This is a genomic window from Inquilinus sp. (genome assembly GCF_057815775.1).
The window spans coordinates 1-10,097 of record NZ_JBYRFX010000422.1 but is presented as its reverse complement, the minus strand read 5'-3'; the positions used below and the strand labels follow the sequence as shown (position 1 = coordinate 10,097).

General features: G+C 70.3%; 10 protein-coding genes. 4 read left to right on the top strand and 6 right to left on the bottom strand.

What is annotated here, in order from left to right; translation table 11 throughout:
• The 3 genes from AC3XYG_RS15090 to AC3XYG_RS15080 form a co-directional block, all read right to left on the bottom strand.
• Positions 1 to 836: C40 family peptidase (locus AC3XYG_RS15090; protein WP_489140659.1), on the bottom strand; the 836-nt coding region annotated here is incomplete at its 3' end.
• A complete protein-coding gene (locus tag AC3XYG_RS15085; protein ID WP_489140658.1) occupies positions 833 to 1,189 on the bottom strand; it encodes a MarR family transcriptional regulator in 357 nt (118 codons plus the stop codon). The genes AC3XYG_RS15085 and AC3XYG_RS15090, both read right to left, overlap by 4 nt.
• 49 nt (positions 1,190 to 1,238) lie before the next feature.
• Complete coding sequence (locus tag AC3XYG_RS15080) at positions 1,239 to 2,624, bottom strand: leucyl aminopeptidase family protein (protein WP_489140660.1); 1,386 nt, start codon at positions 2,622 to 2,624, stop codon at positions 1,239 to 1,241.
• 106 nt (positions 2,625 to 2,730) lie between these two features.
• Here AC3XYG_RS15080 and AC3XYG_RS15075 point away from each other — a divergent pair, with 106 nt between their 5' ends.
• Both AC3XYG_RS15075 and AC3XYG_RS15070 read left to right on the top strand, forming a co-directional pair.
• Complete coding sequence (locus AC3XYG_RS15075) at positions 2,731 to 3,375, top strand: glutathione S-transferase family protein (protein WP_489140657.1); 645 nt, start codon at positions 2,731 to 2,733, stop codon at positions 3,373 to 3,375.
• A 260-nt stretch (positions 3,376 to 3,635) separates the two neighbouring features.
• Positions 3,636 to 3,956, top strand: coding sequence for a hypothetical protein (locus AC3XYG_RS15070; RefSeq protein WP_489140656.1), 321 nt, complete (start codon positions 3,636 to 3,638; stop codon positions 3,954 to 3,956).
• 112 nt (positions 3,957 to 4,068) lie between these two features.
• Here AC3XYG_RS15070 and AC3XYG_RS15065 read toward each other — a convergent pair whose 3' ends face one another.
• The 3 genes from AC3XYG_RS15065 to AC3XYG_RS15055 form a co-directional block, all read right to left on the bottom strand.
• Positions 4,069 to 5,118, bottom strand: coding sequence for a TAXI family TRAP transporter solute-binding subunit (locus AC3XYG_RS15065; RefSeq protein WP_489140655.1), 1,050 nt, complete (start codon positions 5,116 to 5,118; stop codon positions 4,069 to 4,071).
• An 11-nt stretch (positions 5,119 to 5,129) separates the two neighbouring features.
• The gene (locus AC3XYG_RS15060) at positions 5,130 to 6,425 is read right to left on the bottom strand and encodes an MFS transporter (RefSeq protein WP_489140654.1); all 1,296 of its coding nucleotides are present in this window, start codon (positions 6,423 to 6,425) and stop codon (positions 5,130 to 5,132) included.
• Between the two features lie 269 nt (positions 6,426 to 6,694).
• A complete protein-coding gene (locus AC3XYG_RS15055) occupies positions 6,695 to 8,305 on the bottom strand; it encodes a cell wall hydrolase (RefSeq protein ID WP_489140653.1) in 1,611 nt (536 codons plus the stop codon).
• A gap of 277 nt (positions 8,306 to 8,582) precedes the next feature.
• Here AC3XYG_RS15055 and AC3XYG_RS15050 point away from each other — a divergent pair, with 277 nt between their 5' ends.
• Entirely contained in the window at positions 8,583 to 9,065 is a 483-nt protein-coding gene (locus AC3XYG_RS15050) for a Tat pathway signal sequence domain protein (protein WP_489140652.1), read from the top strand.
• A gap of 13 nt (positions 9,066 to 9,078) precedes the next feature.
• Positions 9,079 to 10,023, top strand: coding sequence for an alpha/beta hydrolase (locus AC3XYG_RS15045; RefSeq protein ID WP_489140651.1), 945 nt, complete (start codon positions 9,079 to 9,081; stop codon positions 10,021 to 10,023).
• The last annotated feature ends 74 nt before the right edge of the window (positions 10,024 to 10,097 follow it).

The window sequence follows — 10,097 nt, the reverse complement described above, 5'->3', positions numbered from 1 at the left end:
CGGCCTTCGGCGGCCTCGGACCGGGCGGCGATTTCGGCCACCGGGTCGAACGAGACGCAGGCGGCGCGGACATTGGCGTGCAGCAGGGTCTCGCCGTCGACCATCAGCCCGACATGGCCGGGGAAATACACCAGGTCGCCGCGGCGCAGCCCGATCGAGCCGTCGGTGCCGGCCAGTGTCCCGGCGGTCTGCACCTGGCGGTAGGTGTCGCGCTCGATCGCGTGCCCCGCCGCGGCCTGGGCGAGCTGGGCCAGGCCGGAGCAGTCGATGCCCAGGCTGGACCGGCCGCCCCAGAGATAGGGCACGCCGAGGAAGCGCTGCGCCGTGGCCACCACGTCGGGTTCGACCGCGTCCAGCGGGCCCAGCGCCACCTCCGGCAGCCAGCCGCCAGGCTCGCCGGCCTCGCGGATGCGGGCATAGCCCTTCACCGTCTCCACCACCTCGACCGGGCTGCGGAAGCTGAGCGCGCGGATCGGCGGCCGCTTGAAGTCCGGCGCGGGGTAGAGGAAGGCGCGGAAGGCGTGGACCCGGTGGGTCGGCACAACGATGCGGTCGGTCAGCGCCGCCGCCTGGACATAGCCGACATAGCCATCCGCCGTCAGCTGGCCCCAGGCCCAGCCGTCCTTGATCTCGTAGACCGTGATGGTCTCGCCATGCAGCATCTCGGTGGCCTGGCCGCGCGCCGCATCCGGTACCGCACGCATCGGCACGATGCCTCGGATCGCCTGGTGCAGCGTGCCGGCGACGTAACGCTCCGCCGGATGGCTGCCGCGCAGGCTTTCCGCCGCCAGGTCCGGCCGCCATGGCACCAGGTTGCGGTCGAGATCGCCGGTCATGCCGCCACGCCGATCATGGTCGCGGCCTGGCGCACCAGGTCGGCAAAGCCGTCGAGATAGGCCTGGCCGGCCTCGGTCCGTTCGATCAGCACGTTGCGCCGGTCCGCGGTGTCGACGGCGCGCCGGGTCAGGCCGAGTTCGCCCAGCCGGTCGAGCGCCCGGGTCACCGCCGGCTTGGAGATGTGCAGGGCCGAGGACAGGCCGCGCACGGTGTGCGGCGCTGGCGTCAGATAGATGGTCAGCAGCAGGGCGATCTGCCGCGACGACAGGTCCGGCGCCTCGCGCCGCACCGCCGCGGTCAGGGCATGGCGCCACAGCTCCAGCGCCTGCATCGAGGTCAAGGCGATGGTCATGCCGGTCTCAGTCTCGCTGCGGACGGGGCAGGCGGGGCGATCGAGCGACTCAGTGCCGGCCTCCAAAACGCGCCTCCAGCAGGGCGTACACCGCCCGCATCGTCATCGCCTCGCCGCCCTTCGGCCGGCCCGGCCGGTCGGCGCCGTTCCAGGCGTAGAGATCGATATGCACCCAGGGCAGGTCGGCCGGCACGAAGCGCTCCAGGAACAGCGCCGCGGTGATGGCGCCGCCGAAGCGGGTGTCGGGTGCGTTGTTGATGTCGGCGATGCCGGATTTCAGCAGCCGGTGATAGGGCTGCCACAGCGGCATCCGCCACAGCGGGTCGTCGACCCGGCGCGACGCCGCGGTCAGCGCATCCGCCGTCGCGTCGTCGTTCGAGAACATCGCCGGCAGGTCGGTGCCGAGCGCGACCCGGGCCGCGCCGGTCAGGGTGGCGAAGTCGACGATGAGCTCCGGCCGCTCCGACGACGCCTCGTCCAGCGCGTCGCACAGCACCAGCCGGCCTTCGGCGTCGGTGTTGCCGATCTCGACCGTCAGCCCCTTGCGGCTGCGATAGATGTCCAACGGCCGGAAGGCATCGCCGGACACCGCATTCTCGACCGCCGGGATCAGCACGCGCAGCCGCACCGGCAACTGCGCCATCATCACCATGCGGGCGACGCCGAGGGCATGGGCCGCGCCGCCCATGTCCTTCTTCATCATCAGCATGCCGCCGGCATCCTTGAGGTCCAGCCCGCCCGAATCGAAGCAGACGCCCTTGCCGACCAGGGTGACCTTCGGCGCGTCCGGGTCGCCCCAGGTGATGTCGATCAGCCGCGGCGCCCGGGGGGAGGCACGGCCGACGGCATGGATCAGCGGGTAGTTGCGGGTCAGCAGCTCGTCGCCGACGGTCACGTCGAAGCGGGCGCCGAATTCGCGGGCGAGGTTTTCCGCGGCCGTGGCCAGTTCGGCCGGGCCGAGATCATTGGCCGGGGTGTTGACGAGGTCGCGCACCAGGACGGTGGCGCTGGCGGCGCGTTCGACCGCGGCGCGGTCGGCGGCCTCGGGCCAGACCAGCCGGGCCGAGACCCGGTCCGGGCCCTTGTACCGGCCGAAATGATAGCCGCCGAGCGCCCAGCCGAAGGCTGCAGCCGTGGCAGTCGCCGCTTCGGCCGAATCGGCCAGGGCGTAGCTGCCGGCCGACAGCCCGGTCGGCAGGCCGGCGAAAGCCCAGACATCGGCGGGATGGTCGATGCCGACCAGGATCGCGGCCACCCTTCCGCCATCGCCCGGCAGCGCCAGGGTGCGGCCGGACTCCGCAGCGAAGCCATGCGCCTCGGCCCAGGCGGCCTCGGACGGGGTTGCAGCGGCGCGCCAGCCCTCCAGCGTCGCCTTGCTGAGCGGGATCAGAGAGACGACCTCTCCCTCGGCGGCATCGACGAGATTCGGCAGCACGATCGGGGCCTTCTTGCGTTCGGAAGTTCGGGGCGGCACACCATGCTCCAGCCGATTTGCCTTGCCAACCCCCCCTGCCCGACCACCCCCTGCCCTGGGAGCGTTCATGCCCGACCTGCGCCCCATCATCGGCAACAAGCGGTACTCCTCCTGGTCGCTGCGGCCCTGGCTGGCCCTGGCGCAGACCGGCATTCCGTTCGAGGAGATCGTGATCCCGCTGTACCGCCCGGAGTCGAAGGCGGCGATCCTGCGGCATTCGCCCAGCGGCAAGGTGCCGGCGCTGATCGACGGCGCGGTGACGGCCTGGGAGACGCTGGCGATCCTGGAGCACCTGGCCGAGCGATTCCCGGACAAGGGCCTGTGGCCGCGCGACCCGGCGGCGCGGGCGACGGCACGGTCGATCTCGGCCGAGATGCATTCCGGCTTCGCCGCCCTGCGCGACGAGCTGCCGATGGATGTCTTCGCCGATGAGCCAGGCCGGCCGCGCAGCCCGGCGACGGAGGCGGACATCGCCCGCATCACCGGCATCTGGCGGCAGTGCCGGGAAGACGCGGCGGCGGACGGCCCGTTCCTGTTCGGTGCCTTCGGCGCGGCCGACTGCATGTATGCACCGGTCGCGGTGCGGTTCGACCGCTATGGCGTGCCGCTGGACCCCGCCTGCCGGGCTTACGTCGATGCCGTGCTCGGCCTGCCGGTGATGCAGCGCTGGATCGACGCGGCTCGCACGGAACCCTGGGTGCTGACCTTCTAGGGAATTGACCGGGTGACGGAAGCCAACCACCTGCGCGGCATTCACTCGCCTAGGCTTCGGTCAAATTTAGGCAAATAGTCCGTTCGATTGAAATACCAGATTTCAATTGCCATCAAGGCCGCGCCGAGATGAAACCCTTCTGTAATTTAGCCAGACATATCGTCCGCACAGCCGATTGCAATATCGGCCGCGCGATTAGCATTGACTGAAGGAAGAGGTTTTCAATGCCTCCGACTTCGGACACTCATCAAGAGGAAACCATGGCTAAGTTTGTTTCGTATTTCGATTGCTCTGGTTGGGAGAGCAGCATCGAAGTGATGAATGCACAGAAGGACGAGAAGAAATTCAACCTTTCCGCCTACGCCCAGGACGGCAAGGAATTGTTGAGCCAGGACCACACGATTTCGGGCCGCGGCACCATTCGCATCAAGCTCAACGACCATCTGCGGGGGCATCAGGGCCAGGTCGTCATCAAGCATGTCGAGAATGCGGATGACGCGTTCCCCGCCATCATGACGCTTTGCGCCGATGGCGAAGACTACAAGCTCGGAAACCGATTCTTCCCGTTCACGCGCGTTTGAGCCGAGCCCTGGAGCCGATCCGCTCGATCGAGCGCGGCGCTGTCTCTCGGATCTAGAGCGCGATTCACGTTCAGGATCGAAGCGAGCCGCTTCGATCCTGAACGATCCCGCTCTACGGCACCGCCCCGGTGGGGGAGCGGATCATCGCGTGTTCGACATAATCCCGGGCGGCACCGGGGTGCAGCGGCACGCCGAGGCCGCGCACGGCCCGGTCGGCCGCGATCTCCTTGCCCCGGGGATGCCCGGCCGCCAGCAGGGCCAGCGTCGACTCCTGCCACAGCGCCCGGGTGATCTCGTAGACAGTGGTATCGTCGGTCTTGGCCGCGACCAGCCAGATCGCCCCGACCGACAGCGTCGGTGCCGCGGGGATGCCCTCATAGCTGCCTTCGGGGATCGCTTCGGTGGCGAAGAACGGCACCTTGACCACCAGCGCCTCGGCCGCCGGCCCCTCGATCGGCACCAGCCGGACCGGCCGCCGGCGCGCCATGTCGGCGATGACGCCGAGCGGCGGCCCGCCGGTCATCACCATGGCGTCGAGGCCGCCATCGACCAGCCGGTCGGCCGACGGTTCGGGCTGCTCATAGATCTCGGTCACATCGGCCGGCTTGATGCCGTAGGCGTCGAGGATCAGGCGTATGTCGAACAGGGTGCCGGAGCCTTCGACCCCGACCGAGACGCGCTTGCCCTTGAGATCCGCCACCGATTTCACCGGGCTGTCCGCCGGCACCACGATGTGGACGAATTCGGAATAGAGATGGGCGATGGCGCGCAGGCTGGTGACCGGCGGCTCGCCCGCGAAGGGCCCGGCGGCGGTGTAGGCGGCGAAGGCGACGTCGGCCTGGGCCAGGCCGGAATCGAATTCACCGCTGCTGATGCGGCGGATGTTGTCGATCGACCCGGCGCTGGCCTGGGCCACCGCGATCAGCCCCTGCACGCCGCAGCTGCCGCCGGCGCTGCCGCACGGCGGCAGGCCGGGCGGGCCGGAAATCGCGCCGGCGATGAGGCCGCCGATCGGGAAATAGGTGCCGCCGGTGGTGCCGGTGCCGATCTTGAAGAACATCGGGTCCTGCGCCAGCGCGCCACGCCACCCCACCCCCCCGAAGGCGGCCAGACCGGCGGCGGGAACGGTCCGGGTGAGCAGGGCGCGGCGGGTGAGCGGCATGTCCGGTCCCTTCAGGCAGCGTCGCGCATGGTCGGCGGTGTCTCGTCCGGCGCGCGCGGGTCGAGCCCGGTCGCGACCGGTGTCGTCGTCGGCGCCACCGAGACGTAGCTGCCCTGTTCCTCATTCGGCCTGGCCACCCGCCGGGTCATCCGGTAGGCGGTGAACAGCGCCAGCAGCGTCGCGACCGTGCCGGTCCAGGCGAACAGGCCGGACGGCCCGAGCCATTCCATCACCCGCGACGCCATGATCGGCCCGAAGATGGCGCCGACGCCGTAGCACAGCAGCAGCCCGGCTGCCGCCGGCACCAGCTGTTCCGGCTGCATGAAGTCGTTCGCATGGCTGAGGCTGAGCGGATAGATGGTGTAGGACAGCCCGCCGAACACCGCGAGCAGCACCAGCAGCAGCGTCGTCGACAGCCCGCCGAACAGGGCCAGCGCCGCGCTGATCAGCGCCAGCGCGATGGCGATGCCGAGGAAGACCTGGCGCCGGTCGAACCGGTCGGACAGCTTGCCGACGGGATATTGCAGCAGGAAGCCGGAGAAGATCGCCGTCATCATGAAGGTGGCGATCCAGTTCGGCGACGGGTCGATGGTGCGGGCATAGACCGGCCCCATGCCGGAGAAGGCGGCGCTGATCAGCCCAACCGAGAAGCAGCCGCCGACGCCGAGCGGCGAGATCGCGATCAGCGTGCGCAGGCCGAAGCGCTTGACCTTGATCACCGGCGGCGTTTCCACCGGGGTCAGCGACAGCGGCACCAGCGACAGCGACACCAGCATCGCCACCACCGAGAACAGGGCGAAGCCGGCCGGATCCATCACCGTCAGCCAGGGCTGCGACAGGCCGAAGGCGGTGTAGTTCACCGCCATGTAGGACGACATCACCCGGCCGCGCACGGCGTTCACCGCCTTGGCGTTCAGCCAACTCTCGATGATGGTGAACAGGACCGCCATGCTGATGCCGGTCATGAAGCGCAGCACCGCCCAGACCACCGGATCGACCCACAGCGCATGGAACAGCGCCGCGGCCGAGGCGATCACCGCGAAGGCGGCGAAGGTCCTGATATGGCCGACCAGCAGTACGATCCGCGGGCAGATCAGGGTGCCCAGGGCGAAGCCGCCGGAATAGCAGGCCAGCACCAGCCCGATGGTGCCGACATCGTTGCCGTCGAGATCCATCCGGATCGCGATCAGCGTGCCGAACAGCCCGTTGCCCATGATCATGATCGCCGCGCTGAACAGCAGCGGCGCGACGGCCAGGAGAACCGAGCCGAGCGAAGGCGGCAGAGGGGCGGAATCGGTGACGGCCATCAAATCCCTTCTAGGTCGGGCGAGGGGTCGGGGCCAGGGAAGATTCGTGACGTTTTCAGGGCAGACGGGCCGGACCGCAAGCGGCTTCGCAGGCCGAGGATCCGGATAAGGTGGAGCGGGCCGCCGATTGGTCGATCCCTTCGTGGATTCCGGCGCGTCCAGGCCCGCCGGCGCCGCTCACGGGACGGTCCGGATCCGCGATGTCGCGGCCGGGTCAGATTGACGCATCCACGCCGATCCCAGGGTCGGCCTTGGCCGATCCCCCGGACTCAGCCGCCGCGCTTCGGCCGGTAGAAGACGTGGTCGCCGATCGCGGCGGTGCGGGAGAAGCGGGTGGTCCAGGCCGGCAGGCCGCGGCCGAGCGCCCGCATCGCTGCCGGGGCGAAGAAGTACTGGGCACCGTCGGTCGGGTCGTCGGCGAAATAGCCGTCCAGCATCTGCCACACCACCAGCCGCGCCGTGCGCAGCAGGATCTCGTCCTGCGGGTTCAGCGGCTGCGGGAAGCTGGGCATGCTGCCGTTGCGCACGGCCTTGGCAAAGGCGCGGAAGCGCGGCCGCTGGAACGGCTCGAACTGGCCGGGATCGGCCAGCACCTCGCACGGGGTGTCGCCGAAATCATCCGAGATCGCGATGCGGTTCATCACCACCCAGACCACCGCCGCCATGCCGCGGGTGCCCTGGTTGCCGGCCTCGGTGTAGGCGATGAAGGCCAGGCAGCGCAGCGCCCGTTCGGCATCCGGGCCGGCGGCCGGCAATTCGATCCCGCCGATGGTCAGCGGATCGGTGCCATGCCTTGCCAGCAGCGGCGACGGCTGGTCGAGCGCGCTGGCCTGGCCGGCGACGAAGGTCGAGCAGGCGAGGTCGCCCGGGCCGCAGCCGGTCAGGCGCCGGCCGGCCCCGTCGGCTTCGGTCGCGCGCAGCCAGGGGGCGCCGGCCGGTTCGATCAGCGAGACCGCACGTGCCAGGGCGATGTCCAGCCGCTCCGGCGTGTCCGGCTGCGGCCGGTCGACGCGCAGCAGCGAGAAGCGCGGCCGGGCGCTGACGGAGGCGGAGCCGGCTTCGGCCGGCACCACGGCGTGCAGCGGGTCGGCGGCCACCCCGGCCGGGTCCGATCCGGCCTCGACCGCGGCGCCGGGCGCCGCCGGCGCGGGCAGCGCCGCCACCGGGGCGATCGCCGCCACCGGCGAGGGCGAAGAGGCGACGGCCTTGGTGATGATGTCGGGGGACGGCCCCAGCGAGGCGACCACCACCGGCGGCGCGGCGTCGACCACCGCGGCGGCGCCGGGCTGGGCCGGCTGCAGGCCGGATCCGATCGCCACCGGGGCGACGTCCGCCCGCGCTTCGGCCGGGGCCAGCGGCGGTTCGGCGGTGGGCTGGGCCGGCGGTGCCGCCACGGCGACCGGTGCGGCGGGGGGCTGCAGGCCGGACAGCCGGCCGGCGGGATCGATGCGCTGGGCATCCGCCCCGGAGGGCGGCAGGCTGACCGGCACCAGGACGGCGCTGTCCGATGCGGCCGGCGATGCCCCGGTCATCTGCCGCGCGGCCGCCGGCCAGGGGTCGAGCGGCTGCGGCGACGAGGCCAGCTCGGCCCCGCCGGGCATGGCGGCGAAGGCGGTGCCGAACAGCAGATGCGACAGGCGGGAGCCGGCGGCGACGGTCGGCTGCGCCGCGGCCAGCCGCCGCGCGGTGGCCACCACCGGCTTCGGCCGCGCCGCTTCAGTCGGGTCGACCAGGCGTGCCTGTTCGACCGCGATCCCGGTGAGATCGACGGCAATGACGGGCGGCCGTGTCGGGCGCGCAGAATCGAAGGCGATGGCGCCGCCGAGGCCCACGGCCCCCACCAGCGCGATCGACAGAAGAACAAGGCCCTTCGACGTCATGCCCGCCTCACGATCGGCAGGTCCGCCGGATGGATCCCATCCAGGGGCTGCCAATCGGCGTCGACCAGGGGGCGGATCTTTCGATCCGCCAGGCGCAATGCGCCTGTCGTCGCCGGGAGACGGGGCAACGTACTGCGCCGACGGTCAGGTCCCGGAACAATCCATGGCGAGCGGATCGCGAAGACGGGAACACCGACCGCCTGAGTGCATTTCATTGCGGTCACAGGGCCGGCGGGTATCATGCTGCGCCCTGCGAGTCCAGACCGACGGAGCCGAAATGCCGGACAAATACGCCAAGACCCGCCGTTTCGCTCGATTCAAGGCGGCAAGTTTTTTCATCTATTTTGCCGCGATTGCGATCAATCCGGCGCAGGCACAGGACAAGACGCCGCCCGAGTCGCCCGCTGCGAAGGACGGCATCGACATCGAGCTGAACAAGCTTGAACCTGGCAACAATGGCTGCCGCGCCTTCATGGTGATGCACAACGGCACCAACCGGGCCTTCAGCAATCTGCAGCTCGACCTCGTGGTCTTCGACCCGAAAGGCATCATCGTCGATCAGCTGGCCGTGGACATGGCTCCGCTGGCGGCGAGCAAGACCATGGTCAAGGTGTTCGAGATCGCCGGGCATGATTGTGGAAACTTCGGCCGTGTGCTGTTGAATGACGTGTTGACTTGCAAGGCGGGGGACGCAGCGGTCGAACACTGCATCGATCTATTGGTTCCCTCCAGCCGAGCGGCGATCGGTTTCATCAAGTAAACAAGGCCATATCATGGCGCTCGATCCCCAGATCGCCCGGCAGATGGGCCGGATCGCCGCCATGTCGGGCCCCGGCACGCCGCTGGATGCGCTGACGCCGGAGCAGGCGCGGCGGGATTCGGCGGCCCTGATGCCGCTGATGAACGAACACGCCAGGCCGGTGGCGCAGGTGGTCGACCGCACCCTGCCCGGCCCGGCCGGACCGATCCCCGTCCGGCTGTACGACCCCGGCACGGCGGACCCGGCGCCGGCCATCCTGTACATCCATGGCGGCGGCTGGGTGCTGGGCAGCCTGGACAGCCACGACGGCATCTGCCGGGACCTGGTGCTGCGCACCGGGCTGAAGTTGGCCAGCATCGGCTACCGCTTGGCGCCGGAGCACCCGTTCCCGGCGCCGCTGGCGGATTGCGTGGCGGCGGTGCGGTGGTTCGCCGCGCATGGCCGCAGCTGGGGCATCGACCCGGCCCGGCTGGTGATCGCGGGCGATTCCGCCGGTGCCAACCTGGCACTCGCCACCCTGCTGTCGCTGCGCGACGCCGGCGAGCGTCCGCTGCGCGGTGCCGCACTGATCTATGGGGCCTTCACACCCGATCACGACAGCCCGTCGCATCGGGACTATGGTGGTGACGGTCGCTATTTCCTCTCCACCGCGGAGATGGAGTGGTACTGGAACCACTACATCCCGCCCGACACCGACCGGAACACGCCCTTGGCCGCCCCGCTTCATGCCGATCTTGCCGATTTGCCGCCGCTGTATCTCACCGCCGCGGAATATGACTGCCTGCGGCACGACAGCGAAACGCTCGCCGAACGCCTGGCCGAAGCCGGGCAGCCGCACGAATTCCGGCTGTGGCCCGGCATGATCCATGGCTGCCTGCACATGCTGGGCACTGTCGAGGCGATGCAGCCGGAGGCCGACCGGCTGGCCGGCTTCCTGCGCCGGCAGGTGGCGGCATGAGCCGCCCGCCCAAATCCGGCACCGGCCGCCCGCCCCGCGGCGGCAGCGGTGATGGCGCCAAGCCACCCTCCGAC

What these genes read in the sequence shown, in the direction of transcription:
- AC3XYG_RS15085 (WP_489140658.1), bottom strand. Translation starts at nt 1,189, where the DNA reads ATGACCATCGCCTTGACCTCGATGCAGGCGCTGGAGCTGTGGCGCCAT.
- AC3XYG_RS15075 (WP_489140657.1), top strand. Translation starts at nt 2,731, where the DNA reads ATGCCCGACCTGCGCCCCATCATCGGCAACAAGCGGTACTCCTCCTGG.
- AC3XYG_RS15070 (WP_489140656.1), top strand. Translation starts at nt 3,636, where the DNA reads ATGGCTAAGTTTGTTTCGTATTTCGATTGCTCTGGTTGGGAGAGCAGC.
- AC3XYG_RS15065 (WP_489140655.1), bottom strand. Translation starts at nt 5,118, where the DNA reads ATGCCGCTCACCCGCCGCGCCCTGCTCACCCGGACCGTTCCCGCCGCC.
- AC3XYG_RS15060 (WP_489140654.1), bottom strand. Translation starts at nt 6,425, where the DNA reads ATGGCCGTCACCGATTCCGCCCCTCTGCCGCCTTCGCTCGGCTCGGTT.
- AC3XYG_RS15055 (WP_489140653.1), bottom strand. Translation starts at nt 8,305, where the DNA reads ATGACGTCGAAGGGCCTTGTTCTTCTGTCGATCGCGCTGGTGGGGGCC.
- AC3XYG_RS15050 (WP_489140652.1), top strand. Translation starts at nt 8,583, where the DNA reads ATGCCGGACAAATACGCCAAGACCCGCCGTTTCGCTCGATTCAAGGCG.
- AC3XYG_RS15045 (WP_489140651.1), top strand. Translation starts at nt 9,079, where the DNA reads ATGGCGCTCGATCCCCAGATCGCCCGGCAGATGGGCCGGATCGCCGCC.